We start from the raw sequence: 25015 nt of genomic DNA on the forward strand, positions 1-25015 counted from the left end.
GGCATTTATCCCGGCCCTACCCTTCACGTCGACGACCCCGTCTTCTCGGGCTTTTCACCCTTCGGGGACTCGGGTTCGACATAGAGGATCTTTGCGTTCATGTACGCGCGTGCCTGTGCGGCGACCCACACGATGGTCACCGCGAGGCAGGTGAAGGCAAAGGCCTTGAAGTCGAACCACGTCGTGTTCTTGAGCAGGGCCATCAAAAGGAAGAGCAGCAGCAGTTGGGCCGTGTAGAGCATCAGCCCCATGGCCTGGAACAGCTGCGGAAGTGACTTCGCGGTCCGCTGGAGCACCACGAGCCCGACCCCCATGAAGAGGATCACCACCAGAGCCCCTACGACCGCGCCGAGCGCTCCCTCGCCACCGGCGACCAGACCACTGACCAGGACGGCGATGGCGCCGACGGCAGCAGCGGGTACGGCGGTGTGCAGCAGGGTGCGGGCGTCGTTGGACGGCATGGCGGTGTCTCCGCTTGCTGGTGGGGGCAGTGGTGTCGTCATGGACGAGCGTAAGCCCGGTCCGAGGTGAGTCTCGGGGCCAACGGACCGTCGCACTACGGTCCTTCGGCTCTGTCGCCGGGTCTCGTGAACGGTATCACAAACTATTTGATGAGGTCTTTACTCACCTGGTGTGCTGACTGTCACACATGAGAGGTACCCCGCGCGTGTGTGCAGGACGCAAGGGTGTTGTGTCTGGTAATGGGCCCCTGTGCCGCTTTCGTCAACTGGGCGTTCCGGCCTTCCGCCGGTCCGTGAAGCGAGAACGGTGACCGATGGCGGTCGCGCCGTTGACCCCCGCCGGAACGGCGACCCGCTCGTGCTCCGCCTCCCGCGCGGCCGTGGGGACCGGTTCGGCGTCGGCCGCGGCCCCGGCCCGTACGGCGCCCCGCCGGCGGTAGCGCGGCGGAACGAACGACTCCGCCCAGCGCGGCGCGCGGGGCTCGAACCGCGGCAGCAGCAGGAGCACCAGACCGATCGCGCTCAGGCCCACGATCATCAGCACGATCCACATCGACGCCGAGTGCACCGAGTAGGCGAGGGTGCCGAAGGCGATCAGCGCCGACCAGAAGTACATGATCAGCACGGCCCGACTGTGCGAATGTCCGATCTCCAGCAGACGGTGGTGGAGATGGCCGCGGTCGGCCGCGAACGGCGACTGGCCGTGCCAGGTGCGGCGGACGATCGCGAGGACCAGGTCCGCGACCGGGATCGCGATGATCGTCAGCGGCAGCAGCAGGGGAATGAAGACGGGCAGCGCCGCGTGGGTGGCCTGGCGGGTCGATCCCTCGAAGATCTTCAGCGCGTCCGGGTCGACCTGACCGGTGATCGAGATGGCGGAGGCGGCGAGGATCAGCCCGATCAGCATCGAGCCCGAGTCGCCCATGAAGATCCGCGCCGGATGCATGTTGTGCGGCAGGAAGCCCAGGCACATGCCCATGAGGATGGCCGCGAACAGCGTCGCCGGAGCGGCGGCCTCGATCGTGTAGCCGAACCAGATCCGGTACGCGTACAGGAAGAAGGCCGCGGCCGCGATGCACGTCATGCCGGCGGCCAGACCGTCGAGGCCGTCGACGAAGTTCACCGCGTTGATGGTGATGACGACCAGGGCGACGGTCAGCAGCGTGCCCTGCCACTGGGTCAGGGCCACCGTGCCGATACCGGGGATGGGTAGCCACAGGATCGTCAGACCCTGCATCACCATCACACCGGCCGCGATCATCTGCGCGCCCAGCTTGATCAGGGCGTCGATCTCGAACTTGTCGTCCAGGACGCCGATCAGCCAGATCAGCGCGGCGCCGGAGAGCAGCGCGCGGGGCTCGTTGGAGAGCTCGAACACGCTGCTGAGGTTCTGCAGATGGGACGCGACGAGCAGGCCCGCGCACAGCCCGAAGAACATGGCGATGCCACCGAGCCGCGGTGTCGGTTCTCGGTGCACGTCTCGGGCGCGGATCTCCGGCATCGCTCCGGTCGCGATGGCGAACTTCCGCACCGGACCGGTCAGCAGGTAGGTCACCGCAGCCGTGACACAGAGCGTCAGCAGGTAATCACGCACGGGCTGCCCCACAGGAATCGCTGGCCATCTCAGCCCCACACACTAGCTGTGCTGTCCATGTGCTGGAGGACATCCGGGGGGCCCGGATGGTTGCGCCGCCGGTTCCGGAGGGTGTCCGGAGGCCTAACGGCGGGGGCCGTACGGAGGAAATCGCCGCGCGAGATCGCGTACTTCCTCGCGTACGCGCGCCGACTCCTCGGCGTCGTCGCGCAGGGCCGCGGTGAACAGCGCGGCCACCCGCGTCATCTCCCGCGCGCCCATCCCCTGGGTGGTCACGGCGGCCGTTCCGAGCCTGATCCCGCGCCCGTCGCCGTAGGGCAGGGCGCAGGTGTCGAGCACGACGCCGGCGGCCGCGAGGCGCATCCGCGCGAGGCGGCCGTCGATGCCGAGGGGGGACGGGTCCGCGGTGATCAGATGGGTGTCGGTACCGCCGGTGGTGACCGCGAATCCCTCGTCGGCCAGCGCCTCCGCGAGCGTGCGGGCGTGATCGACCACCTGATGGGCGTACTTCGCGAAGGCCGGTGTTGCCGCCTCGCCGAACGCGACGGCCTTGGCGGCGATCGAGTGCATCTGCGCGCCGCCCTGGGTGAAGGGGAAGACGGCCCGGTCGATCCGCTCGGCGAACTCCTCGCCGCACAGGATCATCCCGCCGCGCGGACCGCGCAGCACCTTGTGCGTGGTCGCGCAGACCACGTCCGCGTACGGGACGGGGCTGGGCGCGGCTCCTCCGGCGATCAGCCCCATGGGGTGCGCCGCGTCGGCGATCAGATAGGCACCGACCTCGTCGGCGATGTCGCGGAAGAGGGCGTAGTCGATGTGCCGGGGGTATGAAATCGAGCCACAGACGATCGCCTTGGGCTTGTGCGTACGGGCGAGGGTGCGGACCTGGCTGTAGTCGATCAGGCCGCTCCCGGCGTCGACGCCGTACGGGACGAAGTCGAACCAGCGGCCGGAGAAGTTCGCCGGTGAGCCGTGCGTGAGGTGCCCGCCGTACGACAGCCCCATGGCGAGGACGGTGTCGCCGGGGCGCAGCAGCGCCGCGTAGGCGGCGAGGACGGCGGACGAGCCGGAGTGCGGCTGCACGTTGGCGTGCTCGGCGCCGAAGAGGGCGGTGGCGCGGTCGGTCGCGATCCGCTCGGCGGCGTCGACGAGCTCGCAGCCACCGTGGTGGCGGGCGCCGGGATAGCCCTCGGCGTACTTGTTGGACAGCGGCGATCCGAGTGCGGCGAGGACGGCGGGCGAGGTGAAGTTCTCGGCGGCGATGAGCTGCAGGCCGTCGGCCTGCCGCCGTACTTCCGCCAGCATCACGTCGGCGATCTCGGGATCCTGTCGGCGCAGGACGTCGAAATCCGGTCCGTGCGCGGTGGCGCGCACATCGTCGGAGTCGGGAGCGGGAGCAACGGTGACCGGCATCTTGGCTCCAGGCGTGGGCTGGGCTTCAGATCCAATGTAGGCGCGCGGGGGCCGCTGTGCGCGGCTGTCGGGCGATCCGGGTGTACCGATTATTTTCGGCCAGCCGCGCGGAGGCCCGTGACGGGGTACGCGACCGGCCGGCGGTTCAGGTGCGCGTGGGCACACCCGTCAGCGCCGTGACCACGGGGTCGAGCGCCTGGTTGATCTCGTCTCCGATCGAGCGGAAGAACGTGATGGGCGCGCCGTAGGGGTCGTTGACCTCGTCGGCGTCGGCGTTCGGCGCCAGCAGCCAGCCCCGCAGGGCCGCCGCGGCCCGGACCAGGGCGCGGGCCCGTTCGACCATGCCGTCGCTCGACGGGTCCGGCAGCGTCGCCGGGTCTATGGCCCGGACGAGGCGGGTGAACTCCTTCAGGGTGAAGGTGCGCAGGCCCGCCGAGTGGCCCATGGAGATGACCTGCGCCCGGTGGTCGCGCGTGGCCGTCAGCACCAGGTCCGCGCGGATCACGTGCTCGTCGAGCAGTTCGCGGCCCACGAACCCGGTCGCGTCCGCGCCGAAGTCCGCGAGGACGATCTCGGCGTTGGCCTCCATCGGGGCGCCCTCGTGGCCCCAGGTGCCGGCGCTCTCCACGATCAGGCCGCCCGCCAGCGGGTCGCCGCCGAGGCGGTCGCTGAGGGCATGGCGGGTCAGCCGCTCGGTGATCGGCGAGCGGCAGACGTTGCCGGTACTGACGTGGAGGATGCGGAAGGAACTGCCGTACCCCGCTATGCCACGCCCCTCAGGGGCGGTCAATTGGCCACCTCGAGGTCGGGTACCACCTTGCGGAGCTCGTCCGCGTCGAGGGCACCCGCGCGCAGCAGCACCGGGACCTTGCCGGTGACGTCGACGATCGACGACGGGACGATGCCCGGCGTCGGGCCGCCGTCCAGGTAGACGGAGACGGAGTCACCGAGCATCTGCTGCGCGGCGTCGCAGTCCTCGGGAGACGGGTGGCCCGTCAGGTTCGCGGAGGACACCGCCATGGGGCCGACCTCGGTGAGCAGCTCGATCGCGACGGGGTGCAGCGGCATCCGGATCGCGACCGTGCCACGGGTGTCGCCGAGGTCCCACTGGAGCGACGGCTGGTGCTTGGCGACCAGGGTCAGCGCGCCGGGCCAGAAGGCGTCGACGAGCTCCCAGGCCTGCTCGGAGAAGTCCGTGACCAGACCGTGCAGGGTGTTCGGCGAGCCGATGAGGACAGGGGTGGGCATATTGCGGCCGCGCCCCTTCGCGTCGAGCAGATCGGCGACCGCCTCCGAGGAGAAGGCGTCCGCACCGATGCCGTACACGGTGTCGGTGGGCAGCACGACGAGCTCGCCGCGGCGGACGGCCGACGCGGCCTCACGCAGGCCGGTCGTGCGGTCGGTCGCGTCGTTGCAGTCGTATCGCCGAGCCATTAGCGGGCCTCCCTGTACGTCATGGTGTCGCCTTGCGCGCCGTCGCGAAGCGCGGGCGGTTGTTCAGGTCCGGGTGGTCGGCCGCGTCCGTCCAGCCGGCCTCCTCGTTGAAGATCCACGGCACCTGGCCGCCCTGGGTGTCGGCGTGCTCGATGACGACGAGGCCGCCGGGGCGCAGGAGCCGGTGTGCGGTGCGCTCGATGCCGCGGATGGTGTCGAGGCCGTCCTCGCCGGAGAAGAGGGCCATCTCCGGGTCGTGGTCACGGGCCTCGGGAGCGACGTACTCCCACTCGGTGAGCGGGATGTACGGCGGGTTCGAGATGACCAGGTCGACCTGGCCGTCGAACTCGGGCAGTGCGCTCAGGGCGTCGCCCTGGTGGACGGTGACCCGGGAACCGTCGGCGTTCTTCCGGGTCCACCTCAGCGCGTCGTCGGAGAGCTCCACCGCGTGCACGCGCGAGCGCGGGACCTCCTGCGCCATGGCGAGCGCGATCGCGCCGGAGCCCGTACAGAGGTCGACGATGAGCGGCTCGACCACGTCCATGGCGCGTACGGCGTCTATGGCCCAGCCGACGACCGACTCGGTCTCGGGGCGGGGCACGAAGACACCCGGCCCGACCTGGAGCTCCAGATACCGGAAGAAGGCACGGCCGGTGATGTGCTGGAGCGGTTCGCGGGCCTCGCGCCGGGCGATGGTCTCCCAGTAGCGCGCGTCGAAGTCCGCGTCCTTGACGGTGTGCAGCTCCCCGCGCTTGACGCCGTGCACGAACGCGGCGAGCTCCTCCGCGTCATTGCGCGGCGAGGGCACGCCGGCGTCGGCCAGCCGCTGGGTGGCCTGGGCCACTTCCGCGAGCAGCAGGTTCACGCTGGTCCTCCGTACGGGGTGGGCTTACGCGGCGGCGAGCTTCGCCGCGGAGTCGGCGTCGACGCAGGCCTGGATCATGGAGTCCAGGTCACCGTCGAGCACCTGGTCCAAGTTGTACGCCTTGAAACCGACGCGGTGGTCCGAGATGCGGTTTTCGGGGAAGTTGTACGTACGGATCTTCTCGGAGCGGTCGACCGTACGAACCTGGCTGCGACGGGCGTCGGCGGCCTTGCTCTCGGCCTCCTCCTGGGCCGCGGCGAGCAGCCTGGACCGGAGGATACGCATGGCCTGCTCCTTGTTCTGGAGCTGGCTCTTCTCGTTCTGGCAGGAGGCGACGATGCCGGTCGGCAGGTGCGTGATGCGGACCGCGGAGTCGGTGGTGTTGACGGACTGGCCGCCGGGGCCCGACGAGCGGTAGACGTCGATCCGCAGGTCGTTGGCGTGGACCTCGACCTCGATCTCCTCGGCCTCGGGGGTCACGAGGACACCGGCGGCGGAGGTGTGGATGCGGCCCTGCGACTCGGTGGCGGGCACGCGCTGGACGCGGTGCACCCCGCCCTCGTACTTCAGCCGCGCCCAGACGCCCTGGCCGGGCTCGGTGGCACCCTGGCCGCCCTTGGTCTTCACCGCGACCTGGACGTCCTTGTAGCCGCCCAGCTCGGACTCGGTGGCGTCGATGATCTCGGTCTTCCAGCCGACGCGCTCGGCGTAGCGCAGATACATCCGCAGCAGGTCGCCGGCGAACAGCGCCGACTCGTCGCCGCCCGCGCCCGCCTTGATCTCCAGGATGACGTCCTTGTCGTCGCTGGGGTCGCGCGGGACCAGGAGCAGCCGCAGCTTCTCCGTGAGCTCCTCGCGGTGCTTCTCCAGCTCCTTCACCTCGGCGGCGAAGTCGGGGTCGTCGTGCGCCAGTTCGCGGGCGGTCTCGATGTCGTCACCGGCCTGCTTCCAGGAGCGGTACGTGCCGACGATCGGGGTCAGCTCGGCGTAGCGCTTGTTGAGCTTGCGCGCGTTCGCCTGGTCGGCGTGGACCGAAGGGTCGGCGAGCTTCTTCTCGAGATCGGCGTGTTCGCCGATCAGTTCCTCGACCGCCTCGAACATTCGGGGGCTCCTGGTTTTCTACGCGTCCGGTGACGCGGCATGGCTGCGCGGGAAGTGGCTGCGGGACGGCAAACGCCGGTCCCAGCCGCCCCCGCGGGGGCGGCCGAAGACCGGCGCAGTGGCTCGCTACTTCGAGGCGGAGCCGGCAGCCTTGCCGAAGCGGGCCTCGAAGCGGGCCACGCGGCCGCCGGTGTCGAGGATCTTCTGCTTGCCCGTGTAGAACGGGTGGCACTCGGAGCAGACCTCGGCACGGATGGTGCCCTCGGTGAGGGTGCTACGGGTGGTGAACGACGCGCCACAGGTGCAGCTGACCTGGGTCTCGACGTACTCGGGGTGGATCTCGCGCTTCAAGGTGTCTCCTAGTTTCGGGAGGGCGCCGGGTCGTACGCGCGGATTGCTCGTACGTGAACCGGGGCCGACGTACCAGTCTGCCAGGACCGGCCGTATCTCCCAAAACCGGGGGGCGGCCGGATCTATTCCGGCGCTACCGGACCACGCCGTCGGCCTGGCCGGTGGCGGCGTCCTTGGTCGCGGAGGCCGGGATCGGGCGGTCCGTCTTGAGGGCGGTCCACACCTGCTGGGCCTGGGTCTCCATCGGGATCACCCGGTTCGGGTCCCGGACGTCGTAGGCCACCGGCATCGTGATCATGTGGACGTCGTCGGCGCCGAGCCCCTTGAGGCCCTGGGCGAAGCTCATCAGCTCATTGACCGAGTCGAGCTCCGAGTCGGGCTTGATCGCCTTGGTGGCGGAGTCGGCGAGGTCCAGCAGCTTCTTGGGGCTGGTGAAGACGCCGACGTCCTTGACCTGGTTGATGAAGGCCTTCATGAAGGCCTGCTGGAGCTGGATGCGGCCGAGGTCGCTGCCGTCGCCGACGCTCTTGCGGGTGCGGACCAGGCCGAGGGACTGCTCCCCGTCGAGGGTGTGCGTGCCCGGGGCGAGGTCGAAGTGGCTCTTGCCGTCCTTGATCGGCTCGGTGGTGGTGATCTTCACCCCGCCGAGTTCGTCGATCAGCTTCTTGAAGCCGGTGAAGTCGACCTCGATGAAGTGGTCCATGCGGATGCCGGACATCGACTCGACCGTCTTCACCGCGCAGGCCGGCCCGCCGACCTCGTACGCCGTGTTGAACATGGCGCGCCGCTCGGAGGCGACGGCCTTGCCCTCGCCGTCCGTGCACTCCGGGCGGTCGATGAGGGTGTCGCGGGGCACGGAGACGACAGAGGCCTTCTTGTGGCCCTCGTAGACGTGGACGATCATCGCGGTGTCGGAGCGCGCCGCGCCCTCGTCCCGGCCGTAGGCGGAGTTGTCGCCGGAGCGCGAGTCGGAGCCGAGGACCAGGATGTCCATGGAGCCGTTGTCGACATCGGCGGGGCGGTCGTCGCCGAGCTGCGCGTTGATGTCGACGCTCTGGATGTTCCCGTTGAGGGTGAAGTAGACGTATCCGAGCCCCGAGCCGCCGGCCACCACGGCTGCCGCCATCGCCCAGAGGGCGACGGTCGTCGCCTTGCGGCGCTTGGTGGACGGCGCCCGACGGCGCCCGGTGGCGCGTATTCGGCCGCCCTTACTCTGCTCGGTCATCATCATCCTCGGGTCAGCGGTTCACCTTGTGTGACGGAGAAGCGCCCAAAAGGGTTGCATGGCCGCGTGTGGGGTTTCGGTGAGCAAGCGGTGGAAACGCACGGTGCCCACCGTGCGAGGCACGGTGGGCACTGTTGCTTTGCGCAGGTCACGGACGAGATGACGGCCCCGGGGCCGCCCGGCCGCCGTGTGGCGAAGCTCTCCCGAGGAATCAGGCCTAGCCGAAGAGGTTGTAGGACTTCCAGCCGGTACCGACCTTGATCCGCTGCGAGGTGATGAACGGGGTCGTCGCCGAGCCCGTTCCCTTGTACGCCCACATGTAGCCGGACGAGTCGCGGACCATGAAGTCGGCACGGCCGTCACCGGTGAAGTCGCCCGTCGTCGCGTACGCGGTGAAGTTCCAGCCGGAACCCACCTGCACGCGGCTCGAGAACGGCGAGATCCGGTTGCCGGTGCCCTTGTAGACCCACAGGCGTGCCTGCGCGTCCCGGGCCAGCAGGTCCGGCTTGCCGTCGCCGCTGTAGTCGCCCTTGCCGTACACCGCGTAGGTGGCCCAGCCGACGCCGATCTTCACCTTGGCGTTGACGGTGCCGTTGCCACGGCCCGACCACATCCACAGGGTGCCGCTGGAGTCGTTCGCGGTCACGTCGGCGAAGCCGTCGCCCGTCACATCACCGGTGATGGTGATGTTGCGGTAACTGCCCCAGCCCGTACCGATCTTGGTGTCCGCCCAGGTGCCGGCCGTGGTGTCGAAGTGCGTCCACCACAACTCACCGGAGAGCGTCCGCAGGACGTAGTCCTGGTAGTCGTCCCCGTTCAGGTCGGCCTGACGGATCAGGTTGAGACCGCCCCAGTCGCTGGAGATCTGGTCGCGGCCACCGCCCAGCGAGGAACCGGTGGAGTAGTACTGGAACACCGCGTTCGTCGACGCCCGGGCGATCAGGTCGGCCCTGTCGTCGGCGTTGAGGTTGGCGTCGTCCACGCGCGGGTTGACCTGCCCGACGTACGCGCTGGACTTGGTGAAGACGCTGTGCGCGCCCTCCTCGATGCAGTCGCTCACGCCGTAGGAGACGACGCCCGCTATCCGGCCGTTGACCACGAGCGGGCCGCCCGAGTCGCCGTTGCACGCGGTGACCGTCCCCGCGTCCTGGCCGGTGGCCGCGTCACCGACGCACACCATGTGGCCGACGGCGTAGCCCGTCCCGAAGTTGCTCGTGCAGGCCGCGTCGGAGGCGACCGGCACGGTGGCCTTCTGCAGCGTCGGGGAGATCGGCGAGCCGGGCTCGCCGCTGGTGCGGCCCCAGCCGTAGATGGCGCCGCGCGCCGTACCGGGCTGGTACGAGGCGGTGTCGGTCGACGACGTCAGCTGCAGCGTCCTGTACGGCAGCGGCTCGGCGAGCGTCAGCACCGCGATGTCGCCCTTGGAGGTGACCGCACCGGTGTAGGTGGGGCTCTTCCACTGGCGCCAGACCCCAACGGCCTTGCCGCCGTGCAGATCCGGCTCGCCGCCGTTCGGGTCAGCGGTCGGCAGCTGCGCCGATCCGGCCACCACGACGCCGTTGTCCTTCCAGTTCGCCCCGGCCACGCAGTGCGCGGCGGTGACGACCTTGCTGGGGCTGACGAGCGTGCCGCCGCAGAAGAAGGGCTCCTCCGTGGCGGAACCCCGGTAGTGGAGCTGCACCATCCACGGCGCCTCGGTGATCGTGGCGGCCGTACCACCGATGATCTTCGAGTCGGCCGTGCCCGACGGCTGGGGAGTGGCCGAACCGGCCGTCCCCTGGTCCTGCTTCCCCATGGCCTGGATCGACTTCTCGACCCGGGCGAGGAGTTCGGCGTCCGAGGCGGAGTCGCGCTCCACGCTCTTCGCCTCCGGAAGGGTGGGCCCTTCCGCTGCCTGAGCGGGCGCCGCGGCCAGAACCGCGCCTCCCACCAGGATCGCGGCCATCGCCGCAGGGAGGCCGGTACGCGTCCTCCACTGTCCAACGGTCACTCAGATCTCCTGTCGATGTGCCCGCAGGAGAGAGACAACCGCTGTACGACGGCGGCCCGAAGGCCCCGCACATGCACAGCGGGCACGCTGGACGCGTGTTCCCCCCCACCTTGGCATGCTGATCGTACAAACCAAAGGCCGCCCGCGTCACTTGCGTAACGGGGCGGCCTTGGTTATTTCTGAAATGACGTCAGTCGTTGTTGCCCGACGGCGTCGTCTTCGCGATCTGCATCAGGAACTCGGCGTTCGACTTCGTCTGCTTCATCTTGTCGAGAAGCAGCTCGATCGCCTGCTGCGAGTCGAGCGCGTGCAGCACCCGGCGCAGCTTCCACACGATGCTGAGCTCCTCCGCGTTGAGGAGGATCTCCTCCTTGCGCGTGCCCGACGGGTCGACGTCGACCGCCGGGAAGATGCGCTTGTCGGCGAGCTTCCGGTCGAGCTTGAGCTCCATGTTGCCGGTGCCCTTGAACTCCTCGAAGATCACCTCGTCCATGCGCGAGCCGGTGTCGACCAGCGCGGTGGCCAGGATGGTCAGCGAGCCGCCGTCCTCGATGTTGCGCGCCGCACCGAAGAAGCGCTTCGGCGGGTAGAGCGCGGTCGAGTCGACACCACCGGACAGGATGCGACCGGAGGCCGGCGCCGCGAGGTTGTACGCGCGGCCCAGGCGGGTGATCGAGTCCAGCAGGACGACCACGTCGTGACCCAGCTCGACGAGACGCTTGGCGCGCTCGATGGCCAGCTCGGCGACCGTGGTGTGGTCCTCGGCCGGGCGGTCGAAGGTCGAGGAGATGACCTCGCCCTTGACCGACCGCTGCATGTCGGTGACCTCTTCCGGACGCTCGTCGACCAGGACGACCATCAGGTGGCACTCGGGGTTGTTGTGGGTGATCGCGTTGGCGATCGCCTGCATGATCATGGTCTTGCCGGTCTTCGGCGGGGCCACGATCAGGCCTCGCTGGCCCTTACCGATCGGCGACACGAGGTCGATGATGCGGGTGGTCAGCACGCCCGGGTCGGTCTCCAGGCGGAGCCGGTCCTGCGGGTAGAGCGGGGTGAGCTTGTTGAACTCCGGGCGTCCGCGGCCGGATTCGGCCGCCATGCCGTTCGCCGAGTCGAGGCGGACCAGCGCGTTGAACTTCTCGCGGCGCTCGCCCTCCTTCGGCTGACGCACGGCGCCGGTGACGTGGTCACCCTTGCGCAGGCCGTTCTTGCGGACCTGGGCGAGCGAGACGTACACGTCGTTCGGACCGGGCAGGTAGCCCGAGGTCCGGATGAACGCGTAGTTGTCGAGGATGTCGAGGATGCCCGCGACGGGGATCAGGACGTCGTCCTCGTTGACCTGGACCTCGGTGCCGAAGTCGTCACGGCCACGACGGCCGCGGCGGTCGCGGTAGCGGCCACGACGGCCACGACGGCCGCCCTCGTCGTCGAAGTCGTCCTGCGGGCCGCTCGGCGGGCCCTGCTGGCCGCCCTGACGCTGCTGGCGCTGGCCGCCCTGGCCACCACCCTGCTGCTCGTCGCCCTTGCCGCGGTCGCGACGGTCGCGCTGACGCTCACGGCGGTCACCGCCGCGCTCGCCACCGCGGTCACCGCGGTCACCGCGCTCGCCGCGGTCACGACGGCCACGGCCCTCGGCGCCGTCCACGGCGGCCTCGGCCTTGGCGTCGGCCTGCCCGTCGGTCCTGACCTCGGTCTTCGCCTCCGTCTTGGGCTCGACCTTGACGTCTCCGTCGGGGCTGCCGGCCGGGGCGGTCGCCCGGCGTCGGCGGCGCTCGCCCACCGGCTGGTCGTCGCTCGCGGGCTGGCCCGGGATGTCGATCTGCTGCTGGGCGACGGCCTTCTCGGCCTTGTCGGTCTTCTCGACCGGGGCCGCGGCGCTGTCGTCGGCCGTACGGGCCTTGGAGGTGGCGCGGCGCTTCGGCTTGGTCTCGGCCGTGTCGGCGGACTTCGCGGGAGCGGCGGCGCCTCCCCCGGCCTGCGCCTCCTTGATGACCTCGATCAGCTGGCTCTTGCGCATCCGCGCGGTGCCCCTGATGCCGAGGCCGGACGCGACCTGCTGCAGCTCGGCCAGGACCATGCCCTCGAGGCCGGTGCCGGAGCGGCGGCGCCGTGAGGTGGTGCCAGTGGCAGCACCTGCGGCGGGCGCGGCGGTGTCGACGTTGTTGTCGGCAGTCACGCCCATCAGATCGGTGGTGTCGCTCACGAAGGGTCCTTCCCTGGAGCGGACGTCGGCCATCTGGCTCGGCGACCGGTTGTGCTGTCCGACCGCGATCCGTGATCTTGATCATGAATCGAAGTCGGGGCGGTGGTCCCGCCGGGTACGGCGGAAGAGAAAGGTGTGCTGTGGGTCCGGCCCGAGGCCCCCTGCGCTCGGCCCGCTCCTTGGGAAAAGCGAGGGGTGTCGTGCCGGTTCCGGAGCGTGCTCGAAACTGCTCAGGCAGGCTGCTCAGGCAGTTGGGGAGGCTCCCGGAAGAATGGCGGTCCCTGAGAGGGACACTCAGCACCGCGCCACAACGACGTCGAGTGCAGACTTGAGGTTAACACTACCGGCTCCATCAAACATTCCCCCTCTCACTCACCGGCAATCTCGTGTCATGCGCAGCTACGGGGCCAGCGGCAGAACACTCGCGCCCGAGCCGTCGAGAGCCAGCCGGTTGGCCGCCCAGCCCTCGCCCGCCAGTCGCGCGACCTTGTCGGCCGCGCCGCCCTCGACCAGCGCGAGCACGGTCGGGCCCGCGCCGGAGATGACCGCGGGGACGCCGTCCGCGCGCAGCCGGTTCACCAGCGCGATGCTCTGCGGCATCGCGGGTGCCCGGTATTCCTGGTGCAGACGGTCCTCGGTGGCGGCCAGAAGCAGCTCGGGGCGCCTGGTCAGCGCCTCCACGAGCAGGGCCGCGCGGCCGGCGTTGACGGCGGCGTCGACGTGCGGGACGGTGCGCGGCAGCAGGCCGCGCGCGGTCTCGGTGAGCACCGGATTCCCGGGGACGAAAACCACCGGAACGATGGAATCCGCGGGGTCCATCCTGATCGCCCGGGCGGCGCCGGACTCGGTCCAGGCGAGGGTGAAGCCGCCGAGCAGACAGGCGGCGACATTGTCGGGGTGGCCCTCGATCTCGGTCGCGAGCTCCAGGAGCGCCGCGTCGTCGAGCTTGGCGTCGCCGCCTATGGTCACGGCGCGGGCGGCGACGATCCCGGCGCAGATGGCGGCGGAGGAGGAACCGAGACCGCGCCCGTGCGGGATGCGGTTGGCGCAGACGACCTCGAGGCCGCGCGGCTGCCCGCCGAGCAGGTCGAAGGCCGTGCGCAGGGAGCGTACGAGCAGGTGGCTCTCGTCGCGAGGGAGCGTCTCGGCGCCCTCACCGGCGATGTCGATGTGCAGCCCGGAGTCGGCGACCCGGACGACGACGTCGTCGTACAGCCCCAGCGACAGGCCCAGGGCGTCGAAGCCCGGGCCGAGATTGGCGCTGGTGGCGGGAACGCGCACCCGTACGGCGGCGGCGCGGAACGCTGGACCGGCCATCGCTCGATGACTCTCCTTGGCTCTGACTACGGGGTTTGTTGAGGAGGTACGAAAACCCGGGGGCACTGTCGTCCCTAGGTGGCGACGACGGCAACGACACCGCGCATATGCGTCGGGGCGGGTTCAGTACAGCCTATCGAAGGAAGGTTCTGTGGCGACATAGGGCGCACAGGAGGCGCACGATGCGTGTCGCGAGCCGTCCTGTGCGCCTATGTACGATCCTGTTCGGGTTTCGGTGATTCCGGTTCCGCGGGTTTTCGGTTCCCGGTGGTTCCGGTTCCGGTCCTGCCCTGTCCGGGCTGCCGGGCCCGGCTCCCGGTCTCGCTGTTACGCGAGGCCGAGGCGCTCGGCGGCCGTGGCCGCGTCGACCGGGACGGTGACCGGCTGGGGCGCTCCGGCGACCGCCCAGTCCGGGTCCTTGAGGCCGTTGCCGGTGACCGTGCAGACGATCCGCTGGCCCGGGTCGACCTTGCCCTCCTCGGCGGCCTTCAGCAGGCCGGCCACCGAAGCGGCCGAGGCCGGCTCCACGAAGACGCCTTCCTGAGCGGCCAACAGCCGGTAGGCGGACAGGATCTGGCGGTCCGTCACCTCGTCGATGAAGCCGCCCGACTCGTCACGCGCGGCGAGCGCGTAGTCCCACGAAGCCGGGTTGCCGATCCGGATCGCGGTGGCGATGGTCGACGGGTCCTTGACGACCTCACCGCGGACGAGCGGCGCCGAGCCGGAGGCCTGGAAGCCCCACATGCGCGGGGTGTGCGTGGACATGGCGTCCGCCGCGTACTCCTTGTAGCCCTTCCAGTACGCCGTGATGTTGCCGGCGTTGCCGACGGGCAGCACATGGATGTCCGGGGCGTCGCCGAGCGCGTCGACGATCTCGAACGCGGCGGTCTTCTGGCCCTCGATCCGGACCGGGTTGACCGAATTGACCAGCGCCACCGGGTAGTTCTCGGAGAGCGCGCGGGCCAGCGTCAGGCAGTCGTCGAAATTGCCGTCCACCTGGAGGATCTTCGCGCCGTGGACGAGCGCCTGGCCCATCTTGCCCAGCGCGATCTTGCCCTGCGGGACGAGTACGGCGGAGACCATCCCGGCGCGCACGGCGTAGGCCGCCGCCGACGCCGAAGTGTTGCCGGTCGACGCGCAGATGACGGCCTGCGCGCCCTCTTCCTTGGCCCTGGTGATGGCCATGGTCATGCCGCGGTCCTTGAAGGAACCGGTGGGGTTGGCGCCCTCGACCTTGAGGTGCACCTCGCAGCCCGTGCGCTCGGAGAGGACCTGAGCGGGGACGAGCGGCGTACCACCCTCACGAAGGGTGACGACCGGCGTCGTGTCCGTGACCGGAAGACGGTCCCGGTACTCCTCGATGATGCCGCGCCACTGGTGGGTGCCCTTGCTGGTCATGGGTCCTTTACTCCCCTTCAACACGCATGATGCTGGCGACACCGCGCACGGTGTCGAGCTTGCGCAGCGCCTCGACGGTCCCGGAGAGGGCGGCGTCGGGCGCGCGGTGGGTGACGACGACGAGCGATGCCTCGCCGTCCTTTCCCTGCTGACGGACGGTGTCGATCGACACCCCGTGCTCGGCGAAGACCGTCGCCACCTGGGCGAGAACGCCCGGCTTGTCGGCCACGTCGAGGCTGATGTGGTACCGCGTCACCACGTCGCCCATGGGGCTCACGGGCAGCTGGGTGTACGCGGACTCGCCGGGGCCGGTGGCCTCGTTGAGCTTGTTGCGGCACACGGCGACCAGGTCGCCGAGTACGGCCGACGCGGTCGGCGAACCGCCGGCGCCGGGGCCGTAGAACATCAGCTGCCCGGCGGCCTCGGCTTCGACGAAGACCGCGTTGTACGCCTCGCGGACGGAGGCGAGCGGGTGGCTGAGCGGGATCATCGCGGGGTGGACGCGTGCGGTGACGGACCCGCCGTCGGCCGCGCGCTCGCAGATCGCGAGCAGCTTGATGGTGCAGCCCATGCGACGGGCGGAGGCGAAGTCCGCGGCGGTGACCTCGGTCATGCCCTCGCGGTAGACGTCGTCGAGACGTACGCGGGTGTGGAAGGCGATGCCGGCGAGGATGGCGGCCTTGGCGGCGGCGTCGAAGCCCTCGACGTCGGCGGTCGGGTCGGCCTCGGCGTACCCGAGGGCGGTGGCCTCGTCGAGCGCCTCGGAGTACCCGGCGCCGGAGCTGTCCATCTTGTCGAGGATGAAGTTCGTCGTGCCGTTGACGATGCCCATCACGCGGTTGATCTTGTCGCCGGCGAGCGACTCGCGCAGCGGCCTGATCAGCGGGATCGCCCCGGCGACGGCGGCTTCGAAGTAGAGGTCCCGGCCGTGCTCCTCGGCGGCGGCGTACAGCGTCGCGCCGTCCTCGGCGAGAAGCGCCTTGTTGGCCGAGACGACGGAGGCGCCGTGCTCGAAGGCGGTGGTGATGAGGGTGCGGGCGGGCTCGATGCCCCCGATGACCTCGACGACGACGTCGATGTCGCCCCGTTTGACCAGGGCGGTCGCGTCGGTGGTGACCAGCGCGGGGTCGATGCCCTCGCGCACCTTCGAGGGGCGGCGGACGGCGACACCGGCGAGCTCCACCGGAGCGCCGATGCGCGCCGTGAGGTCGTCGGCGTGCGTCGTCATGATGCGCGCCACCTCTGAGCCGACCACTCCACAGCCCAGCAGCGCCACCTTCAGCGGACGCGTACGCATCATCCGACCTCACTTCTCGTACTTCTACGGTATGGACCAGTCTCACTCACCGGACGGAGGTTTCTATCCCCCGTCCGGATCCTGAGACATCTATTTCATCAGCCGACATCGAGACGCAGGAGATCTTCCTCTGTCTCGCGTCGGACGATCACGCGCGCCTCGCCGTCCCGGACGGCGACGACGGGCGGACGCAGTGCGTGGTTGTAGTTGCTGGCCATGGAGCGGCAGTAGGCGCCGGTGGCCGGCACGGCGATCAGGTCGCCGGGTGCCAGATCGGACGGCAGGAAGGCGTCGCGTACGACGATGTCGCCGCTCTCGCAGTGCTTGCCGACGACGCGGCTCAGCATCGGCTCGGCGGTGGAGGTCCGCGAGACGAGGGCGACGCTGTACTCGGCGTCGTACAGCGCGGTGCGGATGTTGTCCGACATGCCGCCGTCGACACTGACGTACGTCCGCAGGCCCTCCAGGGCCTTGACCGTCCCGACCTCGTAGAGCGTGAAGGCGGTCGGGCCGACGATGGCGCGCCCGGGCTCGACGGAGATCCGGGGGGTGGCGAGACCGGCGGCCTCGCACTCCCTGGTGACGATGTCGCTGAGCGCCTTGGCGATCTCGTGCGGCTCGCGCGGGTCGTCGTCGGAGGTGTACGCGATGCCGAGACCGCCACCGAGGTCGATCTCGGGCAGCTCGACGCCGTGCTCGTCGCGGATCTGCTTGAGCAGCCCGATCACCCGGTGCGCGGCGACCTCGAACCCGGAGGTGTCGAAGATCTGCGACCCGATGTGCGAGTGGATCCCGATGAGCTCCAGTCCGTCCAGCTTGAGGGCCCGCCGGACGGCCTCGGCGGCCTGTCCGCCGGCAAGCGCCAGCCCGAACTTCTGGTCCTCGTGCGCGGTCGCGATGAACTCGTGCGTGTGCGCCTCGACGCCGACGGTCACCCGGATCTGGACCCGCTGGCGCCTGCCCAGGGCCTGGGCGATGTGCGCGACCCGGACGATCTCCTGGAAGGAGTCGAGGACGATCCGCCCGACGCCGGCCTCGACCGCGCGGTGGATCTCCTGCTCGCTCTTGTTGTTGCCGTGGAAGGCGATGCGCTCGGCGGGCATCCCGGCGTCGAGGGCGGTGGTGAGCTCGCCGCCGGAGCACACGTCGAGGTTGAGCCCCTCCTCCTTCAGCCAGCGGACGACGGCCCTGGAGAGGAAGGCCTTGCCGGCGTAGAAGACGTCGGCGTCCGGCCCGAAGGCGTCGGCCCAGGCGCGGCAGCGGGCCCGGAAGTCCGTCTCGTCGAGGAAGTACGCAGGGGTCCCGAACTCCTCGGCGAGCCGGGTGGCCGCGATGCCGCCGACGGTCAGGACACCGTCGGCGTTCCGGCTGACGGTGTGTGACCAGACCTTCGGGTCGAGGGAGTTGAGGTCGGCGGGCGGCGCCGAGTAGTGACCCTCGGGAAGGACGTCGGCGTGGCGGGGCCCTGCGGGGTGGGCGGAACGGCTCATGTTTCTCTCACAAGTAGTCAGGGGCGCTGATACCGAGCAGGGACAGGCCGCCGGCGAGCACCGTCCCGGCGGCTTCGGCGAGCGCGAGGCGGGAGCGGTGGGCGGCCGAGGGTTTCTCGTCACCGAGCGGCAGCACGCGGTGCTGGAAGCCGAGCAGGGCGTCGGCGGTGGCTTCGAGGTGCCGTGCGACCCGGTCGGGGGCGCGGAGGCGGGCGGCGGCTTCCAGTACGGCGGGGTGGTCGCCGACCGCGGTGAGGAGCGCGGGCGCGTCGACGCTCTCCTCGTAGACGCTGGGGATGTCCAGCTGGGCGGCGTTGCGCAGCAGGGCGCGTACGCGGGAGTGGGCGTACCGCACCCGGAAGAGCGGGTTGCTCTCGCCCTGCACGAGCAGCTCGTCGCCGAGGCGCGGGTGATCGTGGGCGGCCGGGCGCAGGAGCGCCCATCGGGTCGCGTCGGACCCGAGGCGCCGCAGCAGCTCGGCGGCGTCGGCCCCGGCGGGCACGACCCGTACCTCGTCGAGCGGCACGGGCGGGGTCCCCTCGGCGCCGACCGCGACACCGAGCCGTGCCCAGTACGGGTCGACCTTGTCGCAGCTGGTCCGTACGAGAGCGCCCTGCGCGAGGAGGAGCCGGCGCACGGTGTGGGCGGTGACGGCGGCCCGGACCTCGGGGCGGTGGTGGTACTGGAGGACCTGGCCGGCCATGGACCGGCCGCGCCCGTACTCCGCCCCCTCGGCGAGCACCCGCCGCACCAGCTCCGCGTCGCCGGCCCGGTCGAGGGTGATGTTGAGGAACCCGGGCCCGGTGATCTCCACGGCGGCGATCCCGGGCTCCCGCGCGATCCTCGCGGACAGCACCTCGGCGATCCGGAGCGGCGGCATCCCGGCCTCGCGGGCGAGCCGCAGCGCGGCGTTCGTCGCGTAGTCGCCGCTGCCGCCGGGGCGGGGCCTTTCCACCGCGATCCGCTGGGGCACCTCGGCCCGCAGCGCACCCTCGTCGACCGCGCGGCGCACGGCGTGCAGCACGGTGAGGGAGAGATCAGCGGGGGTCACGGGACAAGCGTATGGGAGGAGGGGGGTCACCATGCGAACCGGTTTCGCGATGCGGTCAGCCCCGCGCGCTCCCCGCGTGTCCGGCCCCGTGCCGCCCGTCGAGGGAGGGGGGCGCGTCCGGCCCGTCGCCGCGCTCTTCCTCCTGAGCACGCTCGCGCACTTCCCGGCGCATCAGCTGCCGGACGAGCCGCACGAGCTCGGAGGGCTCGAAGGGCTTGGCCAGAAACGCGTCGACACCGGCGGCGATCCCGCTCTCCACCTCGTACTGCGTGCAGGCACTGATGATCGCGAGGGGCACATGACTGGTCCGCGGGTCGGCCCGCAGCCGCGCGGCGGTACGGAGCCCGTCGAGACGGGGCATGACGACATCGAGCGTGACGACATCGGGACGCACCTGATGCACGACATCCAGACACTCGACACCATCGGCCGCGGTCACGACCTCGAAGCCCTCCAGCTCGAGATTGACCCTGATCAACTGCCGGATCACCCGGTTGTCATCGACAACGAGCACCCGCCCGGACGCGCCTGACACCCCTCGAGAGTAGGTCGGGGGGAGTGGCTGCGTCCGGGTTTTCCCCACTTCCACCCCGTGCGGGGGACGGGGGAGGGGCCGGGCGGGGGAAGGGGGGTGGCGGAGGGGGTGGGGGAAGGGCGGCGGGGGTGGCGCGGGGGCCCTCCTCGCGCCTCCCTCGCAGAGCAACCCAGCCGGGCAATCCCCACCTGCCGACGAGCGCTCGCGTCGCACGGAACCGCCCCAGAGGGAGGAGCCCCCGACCCGGCGCGGAACCGGCGTAAATACCTGTTCACGGCCACCCGGCGGGAGCTGGTAGGGTTCTACCCGTCGCCGCCGAAAGCGGCGGACGCCCCCGTAGCTCAGGGGATAGAGCAACGGCCTCCGGAGCCGTGTGCGCAGGTTCGAATCCTGCCGGGGGCACAGAAGCCGGACCAGCGTGATCAACCCGCTGACCTGCGGAAGTGCCAGACATTGAGAGCCGGACCCAGTCCCACAGGGTCCGGCTCTCTGTCGTTGTCTCCGGCGGGAGCGCGATCGGCCGAGCCTCCTGCCAGACCCGCCAGTAGCTGGATGTCCCGAGCACGGCGCCACGCTCACGCTCATTGGCGAGGAGTCGACAGAGGCAGCGAGCGATTCTGGAGCCACGTGCAGGCAGCCGCCAGCTCCTCTAGTTGGCAGGAGCCGACGACGGCTTCAGGCCGAGTGCAGGGGCGGCGAATGCCTTCTCCGAGTCGACCTCGTAACAGACGTTGATGGTCGAGTCTCCGAGAGTTTCGTCGGCGAAGCGCTGGACGTCCTCAACGGACTCTGTCTCCCAGAGGCACGTCACGGCGGATCCGTCGACGTGTGGGTAGAACTGCAACACCCGGCTGCCGTCGGGCGCCCCGATACCGTCGATAAGGGCCTGGCCGCGGGGAAAAGCTGTCTCCGGGTTCAAGATCTTGTGCTGGACCACGACGTACATGGTGGTCCTCCTCGTTTGGTGTCGTGCCGTTCAACGATTCGACGCTGGGCGTGGGGAGGTGGATTCCGCGTCGCACTTATTCACCAAATCCATTGTGGCCTGGGAAGGTCATTCCGCTCAATGACGCACTTCCTGATCATGCCTCCGGAGACGTGTGCGCAGGTTCGAATCCTGCCGGGGGCACAGAAGCCGGAACGGCCGAAACAGACAGCGGTTGAGCAAGAAAACGGGCCCTCCGGGCCGGGGCCTGCTCGGCGTGAGAGGGCCGGCGGGCCGTAGTGTCCAGAGGCGGGCAGTGGATGAGAGAGAGAAGCGGTGGGTGGCGTGGTGGGCAAGGGTGGGCGGTTGCTCTATGTGACCGACCTTGGGTACGAGGCCAAGGGGCGGCGCTACTGCGACGAGGACATCTGGCTGAGCGGGCGGTTGCGTGAGGAGTTCGATGTCGCGCTCTGTCATCCGCTCGACGCCGTCGCGCTCATGGAGGCCTTCGACGGGGTGGTCGTGCGCAACAGCGGGCCCGTCATCGCGTACCCGGAGGCGTATCAGGAGTTCAGGCAGGCGGCGCGGGCGGCGGGCGTGGCCGTGTTCAATCCGTTGGACGGAAAGGGGGACATGGCCGGGAAGGGATATCTGCCGGCCCTGTTCCGCCAGGGGTTCCCGGTGATTCCGACCGTGGAGCGGCGGGAGGATCTGGGGCTGCTTCCGGAGGTGGAGGAGTACGTCGTCAAGCCGGTGCTCGGGGCGGATTCCGTGGGGATGGAGTTGGTGGGGCGGGAGCGGATCGAGGCGGTGGAGTGGGAGGGGATGCTGGTGCAGCCGCGCGTGGACTTCGCGTACGAGGTGTCCTTCTACTTCGTCGGGCGGGACTTCCAGTACGCGCTGTACGCGCCGCGGCCCGAGGCGCGGTGGGAGTTGGAGCCGTATCGGGCGAGCGCCGAGGATGTGGCGTTCGCGCGCCGGTTCGTCGACTGGAACTGCCTCGAGTACGGGATCCAGCGGGTCGACGCCTGCCGGGCGCGGAGTGGGGAGTTGCTGCTCGTGGAGCTCGAGGACCTGAATCCGTATCTCTCGCTCGACCTGCTGCCGGAGAAGGAACGGGACGCGTTCGTGGTGGAGCTGAAGCGGTCGCTCCGTGAGTGGGTGGCGGGGTCCCGGGCGCGGTAGGCACCCCGGCCCGCGCCCCCCTTACGCCGAACGCTTTCTCGGCGCGGCCTTCTTCGCCGTCGTCTTCTTGGCCGGCTGCTTCTTCGCAGCCGCCGTGGACTTCGCAGTGGCCGTGGACTTCTTGGCCGCCGTCGTCTTCTTCGCCGCCGTCTTCTTCTCGGTCGTCTTCGCTGTCGACTTGCGGGCCGGCGCCGCCGTCTTCTTCGCGGCCGTCTTCGCCGTCGACTTCTTTCCGCCGCTCTCCTTGGGCACCGCCGCCGCGCTGCGCGAGCGTCCCGCCAGCTCGGTGACCTCCGCGACCCCTCCCGGCTCCTCACCCCTGGCTTCCTTCGCCGCGCGCACGCTGTTCTCGAGGGCCGCCATCAGGTCGATCACCTGGCCGCCGGGCGCCGCCGCCGTGGCGGGTGCCTCGACCTCGCCGCCCTCCGCCTTCGCGGCGATCATCGCCTCGACCGCGGTGCGGTAGTCGTCGTGCAGCGAGTCGATGTCGACCTGACCGAGGGTGTCCATCAGCGCGTCGGCGAGGTCCAGTTCGGCGTCCCGTACGGTCACGGCGGTCTCCGGGGCGACGCCTTCCGTCGACCGGATCTCGTCCGGCCAGAGCAGACCGTGCATGGCGATGACGTCGTCGACGACCCGCAGCATGCCGAGCCGCTCCCGCCCCCGCAGCGCGAACTTCGCGACGGCGACCTTCTCGCTGCGCTTGAGTGCCTCGCGGAGGAGGGTGTACGGCTTGGCAGCGGGCACGCCGTTCGCGGAGAGGTAGTACGCGGCGTCCATCTGGAGCGGGTCGATCTCGTTGGCCTGCACGAAGGCCACGATCTCGATGGTCTTGGCGGTCGGCAGGGGAAGCGACGCGAGGTCCTCGTCCGTGATCGGGATCATCGTCCCGTCGGCCTCCTCGTACGCCTTGCCGATCTCCGCGTTGGCGACCTCGTCGCCGTCCAGCTCGCAGACCTTGCGGTAGCGGATCCGGCCGCCGTCCTCGGTGTGGATCTGACGGAACGAGATGGACCGGTTCTCGGTCGCGTTGACCAGCTTGATCGGGATGCTGACCAGCCCGAACGAGATCGCGCCGTTCCAAATGGATCGCACGGTTCATCCCTTTCATCCGTTATAGGCGAGATGTATGGGATTCTCATCGTATGACGCCGATCACAGAGGTGGAGGGCCGGCGGCTGCCGCTCAGCAACCTGGACAAGGTCCTGCACCCCGCCACCGGCACCACCAAGGGCGAGATCCTGCACTACTACGCCGTCACGGGCGGCGCGATCCTGCCCCATCTGCACAACCGCCCCGTCTCTTTCCTGCGCTATCCGGACGGCCCCGACGGGCAGCTGTTCTTCACCAAGAACCCCCCGCCCGGCACCCCCGCGTGGGTGAAGATCGCGCCCGTTCCCCGGTCGGACGACCCTTCCGCCGCCCAGGTGATGATCCAGGACCTGGCCTCGCTGATGTGGGCGGCGAACCTGGTGGTGGAGTTCCACACGCCGCAGTGGCAGGCCGACGCCCCGGCACAGGCCGACCGACTGGTCTTCGACCTCGACCCGGGGCCGCCCGCGACCGTCGTCCACTGCTGCCGGGTGGCGCTGTGGCTGCGGGAGCGGCTCGCCGCCGACGGGCTCGACGCGTTCGCGAAGACGTCCGGCTCCAAGGGCCTGCATCTGCTCGTACCGCTCAAGCGGACGCCGTCCGAGCGGGTCTCCGCGTACGCGAAGCAGCTCGCCGTGGAGGCGGAGGCGGAGATGCCCGCCCTGGTCGTCCACCGGATGGCCCGCGCCCTGCGCCCCGGGAAGGTCTTCGTGGACCACAGTCAGAACGCGGCGGCGAAGACCACGGCCACTCCGTACACCCTGCGGGCCCGCCGGGAACCGGCCGTGTCGGCGCCGGTGACCTGGACGGAGGTCGAGGCCTGTGCGGATCCGGGACAGCTGGTGTTCCTCATGGGCGACATCGCGCCACGGCTCCAGCGGTTCGGGGATCTGCTCGAGCCGCTGACCGTCCCGGACGGGGGCGGGACCCTGCCATGAGCCCCGGGGACGCCTCGCGCGGGGGCGTACGGCCGCCGGTACGGGTCGCGCTCGCCGAGTCGGTGGGGACTCTGCCGCGCGGGCGGGGACTCGCGTACGAGCCGAAGTTCGACGGCCACCGGGTGGTGATCTTCCGGTACGGCGACGAGGTCGTCCTCCAGGCCCGCTCGGGCCGGATCATCACCGCCGCCTTCCCCGACCTGGTCGAGGCGGCGCGGAGACTGCCGGACGGTACGGTCCTCGACGGCGAGGTCGTCGTCTGGACCGACGGCAGGACCGACTTCGCCGCCGTCCAGGGACGGGCGGCGGCCACCCGGGCGCGCGCCGAGGTGCTGGCCGTGCGGCTGCCCGCTTCGTACGCCGCCTTCGACCTGCTGGCGGAGGAGGGCAAGGACCTGCGGCCCGTGCGGTACGAGCGGCGCCGCGAGCGGCTCGTCGCGGTGCTCGGGCCGCTGGGCCCGCCGCTCCAGCCCGTGCCGATGACGCCCGATCCGGAGCTGGCCGAGGTCTGGTACGAGACGCTGCCCGCGATCGGCGTCGAAGGGTTGGTCATCAAGCGGCTCGACCAGCCGTACCGGGGTGGCACGCGCGCGTGGCGCAAGCTCCGGCACACGGACACCCGGGACGCGCTGGTGGTCGGCCACACCGGCGGTCGTGACCGGCCCACCGCGCTGGCGCTCGTCCTGCCGGACGACGACCTTCCGATCATTTCCAGCCCGCTGGCGCCGGCCCTCCGGGTGCAGGCGGGCGAGGCGTTGGCGGCGCCGGGAGCGGTGGCGGTGGATGCCGGGCCGGGGGTGGGGGGCGCGGGTCCGGGTGCCGGTGCGGGCGCCGCGAGTTCCGAACCCGTTACCGGTCCCGTTTCGGGTTCCAGCGGTCCCTCCCCAGGCCTCCCGACCGCCATGGCCCCCGGCCTGGGCGAGGTCGCCTACCAGCCTGTACGGGCCGGGCTCATGGCGGAGGTCGCCCAGGGCACCACCCGGCACAGCCTGATCACGGTGCTGCGGCTGCGCGAGGACCCTCGCGCCGACGAAAGCGCCGCCGCCGGTGCCACCGGCACCGACCCCGACGACCCCGGCGCCGACGGTGACGACAACAGCGGGGACAGCGGCTCCGACGGCTGAGCCGTGGCGCAAGAGCGCCGCGCAAC

22 protein-coding genes and 1 tRNA gene are annotated in these 25015 nt (G+C 70.4%); 4 read left to right on the top strand and 19 right to left on the bottom strand.

Features of this window, described 5'->3' with window-relative positions:
• Positions 1–23 precede the first annotated feature (23 nt).
• The 17 genes from ACZ7J0_RS30220 to ACZ7J0_RS30300 all read right to left on the bottom strand — a co-directional run bounded on the left by ACZ7J0_RS30220 (position 24) and on the right by ACZ7J0_RS30300 (position 19773).
• A complete protein-coding gene (locus tag ACZ7J0_RS30220; protein WP_470892688.1) occupies positions 24–461 on the bottom strand; it encodes a hypothetical protein in 438 nt (145 codons plus the stop codon).
• Between the two features lie 262 nt (positions 462–723).
• Positions 724–2055 carry an MraY family glycosyltransferase gene (locus ACZ7J0_RS30225; protein ID WP_470892690.1) on the bottom strand — a complete coding sequence of 444 codons (1332 nt, stop codon included), beginning with the start codon at positions 2053–2055 and terminating at the stop codon, positions 724–726.
• Between the two features lie 123 nt (positions 2056–2178).
• Entirely contained in the window at positions 2179–3468 is a 1290-nt protein-coding gene (locus tag ACZ7J0_RS30230) for a serine hydroxymethyltransferase (protein ID WP_470892691.1), read from the bottom strand.
• Between the two features lie 145 nt (positions 3469–3613).
• Positions 3614–4258 (bottom strand): arsenate reductase/protein-tyrosine-phosphatase family protein, encoded by a 645-nt coding sequence (locus tag ACZ7J0_RS30235; protein WP_470892692.1) that lies wholly within the window; start codon positions 4256–4258, stop codon positions 3614–3616.
• Entirely contained in the window at positions 4255–4902 is a 648-nt protein-coding gene (locus tag ACZ7J0_RS30240) for an L-threonylcarbamoyladenylate synthase (protein WP_470892694.1), read from the bottom strand. Before ACZ7J0_RS30240 ends, ACZ7J0_RS30235 begins: the two co-directional genes overlap by 4 nt.
• Positions 4903–4921: 19 nt before the next feature.
• A complete protein-coding gene (prmC, locus tag ACZ7J0_RS30245; RefSeq protein ID WP_470892695.1) occupies positions 4922–5767 on the bottom strand; it encodes a peptide chain release factor N(5)-glutamine methyltransferase in 846 nt (281 codons plus the stop codon).
• Positions 5768–5791: 24 nt separating this feature from the next.
• Entirely contained in the window at positions 5792–6868 is a 1077-nt protein-coding gene (gene prfA / locus ACZ7J0_RS30250) for a peptide chain release factor 1 (RefSeq protein ID WP_470892697.1), read from the bottom strand.
• A 126-nt stretch (positions 6869–6994) separates the two neighbouring features.
• Complete coding sequence (gene rpmE / locus ACZ7J0_RS30255; RefSeq protein ID WP_351781967.1) at positions 6995–7219, bottom strand: 50S ribosomal protein L31; 225 nt, start codon at positions 7217–7219, stop codon at positions 6995–6997.
• 133 nt (positions 7220–7352) lie between these two features.
• On the bottom strand, positions 7353–8444 hold the full coding sequence (locus ACZ7J0_RS30260; protein ID WP_470892699.1) for an LCP family protein: 1092 nt from the start codon (positions 8442–8444) through the stop codon (positions 7353–7355).
• A gap of 217 nt (positions 8445–8661) precedes the next feature.
• Positions 8662–10434 (bottom strand): trypsin-like serine protease, encoded by a 1773-nt coding sequence (locus ACZ7J0_RS30265; RefSeq protein WP_470892701.1) that lies wholly within the window; start codon positions 10432–10434, stop codon positions 8662–8664.
• 190 nt (positions 10435–10624) lie between these two features.
• Positions 10625–12637 (bottom strand): transcription termination factor Rho, encoded by a 2013-nt coding sequence (gene rho, locus ACZ7J0_RS30270; protein ID WP_470892703.1) that lies wholly within the window; start codon positions 12635–12637, stop codon positions 10625–10627.
• Positions 12638–13036: 399 nt separating this feature from the next.
• Entirely contained in the window at positions 13037–13954 is a 918-nt protein-coding gene (gene thrB, locus ACZ7J0_RS30275) for a homoserine kinase (protein WP_468707033.1), read from the bottom strand.
• A 327-nt stretch (positions 13955–14281) separates the two neighbouring features.
• Positions 14282–15352 carry a threonine synthase gene (gene thrC, locus ACZ7J0_RS30280; RefSeq protein WP_468707036.1) on the bottom strand — a complete coding sequence of 357 codons (1071 nt, stop codon included), beginning with the start codon at positions 15350–15352 and terminating at the stop codon, positions 14282–14284.
• Positions 15353–15359: 7 nt separating this feature from the next.
• On the bottom strand, positions 15360–16649 hold the full coding sequence (locus ACZ7J0_RS30285; RefSeq protein ID WP_470892837.1) for a homoserine dehydrogenase: 1290 nt from the start codon (positions 16647–16649) through the stop codon (positions 15360–15362).
• 98 nt (positions 16650–16747) lie between these two features.
• A complete protein-coding gene (gene lysA, locus ACZ7J0_RS30290) occupies positions 16748–18139 on the bottom strand; it encodes a diaminopimelate decarboxylase (protein WP_470892705.1) in 1392 nt (463 codons plus the stop codon).
• A 7-nt stretch (positions 18140–18146) separates the two neighbouring features.
• Positions 18147–19190, bottom strand: a complete 1044-nt coding sequence (nrtL, locus tag ACZ7J0_RS30295) for an ArgS-related anticodon-binding protein NrtL (RefSeq protein ID WP_470892707.1) — start codon at positions 19188–19190, stop codon at positions 18147–18149.
• A 55-nt stretch (positions 19191–19245) separates the two neighbouring features.
• Positions 19246–19773, bottom strand: a complete 528-nt coding sequence (locus ACZ7J0_RS30300) for a response regulator (protein WP_470892709.1) — start codon at positions 19771–19773, stop codon at positions 19246–19248.
• A gap of 282 nt (positions 19774–20055) precedes the next feature.
• On the opposite strand from ACZ7J0_RS30300, the gene ACZ7J0_RS30305 reads away from it, so the two are divergent.
• Positions 20056–20127, top strand: a tRNA-Arg gene (locus ACZ7J0_RS30305).
• Between the two features lie 247 nt (positions 20128–20374).
• On the opposite strand, the gene ACZ7J0_RS30310 is transcribed toward ACZ7J0_RS30305, so the two are convergent.
• Positions 20375–20671: a hypothetical protein gene (locus ACZ7J0_RS30310; RefSeq protein WP_470892711.1), complete on the bottom strand. Its 297-nt coding sequence runs from the start codon at positions 20669–20671 to the stop codon at positions 20375–20377.
• Positions 20672–20995: 324 nt separating this feature from the next.
• Here ACZ7J0_RS30310 and ACZ7J0_RS30315 point away from each other — a divergent pair, with 324 nt between their 5' ends.
• Positions 20996–21835 carry an ATP-grasp domain-containing protein gene (locus ACZ7J0_RS30315; protein ID WP_470892713.1) on the top strand — a complete coding sequence of 280 codons (840 nt, stop codon included), beginning with the start codon at positions 20996–20998 and terminating at the stop codon, positions 21833–21835.
• 21 nt (positions 21836–21856) lie between these two features.
• Here the strand turns inward: ACZ7J0_RS30315 and ku are convergent, their stop codons facing one another.
• A complete protein-coding gene (gene ku, locus ACZ7J0_RS30320) occupies positions 21857–22930 on the bottom strand; it encodes a non-homologous end joining protein Ku (protein ID WP_470892715.1) in 1074 nt (357 codons plus the stop codon).
• A 50-nt stretch (positions 22931–22980) separates the two neighbouring features.
• On the opposite strand from ku, the gene ligD reads away from it, so the two are divergent.
• The gene (gene ligD / locus ACZ7J0_RS30325) at positions 22981–23865 is read left to right on the top strand and encodes a non-homologous end-joining DNA ligase (protein ID WP_470892717.1); all 885 of its coding nucleotides are present in this window, start codon (positions 22981–22983) and stop codon (positions 23863–23865) included.
• The gene (locus ACZ7J0_RS30330) at positions 23862–24989 is read left to right on the top strand and encodes an ATP-dependent DNA ligase (RefSeq protein WP_470892719.1); all 1128 of its coding nucleotides are present in this window, start codon (positions 23862–23864) and stop codon (positions 24987–24989) included. The genes ligD and ACZ7J0_RS30330 overlap by 4 nt, the downstream gene beginning before the upstream one ends.
• Positions 24990–25015 lie beyond the last annotated feature (26 nt).

This window comes from Streptomyces sp. NPDC038280 (genome assembly GCF_055600045.1).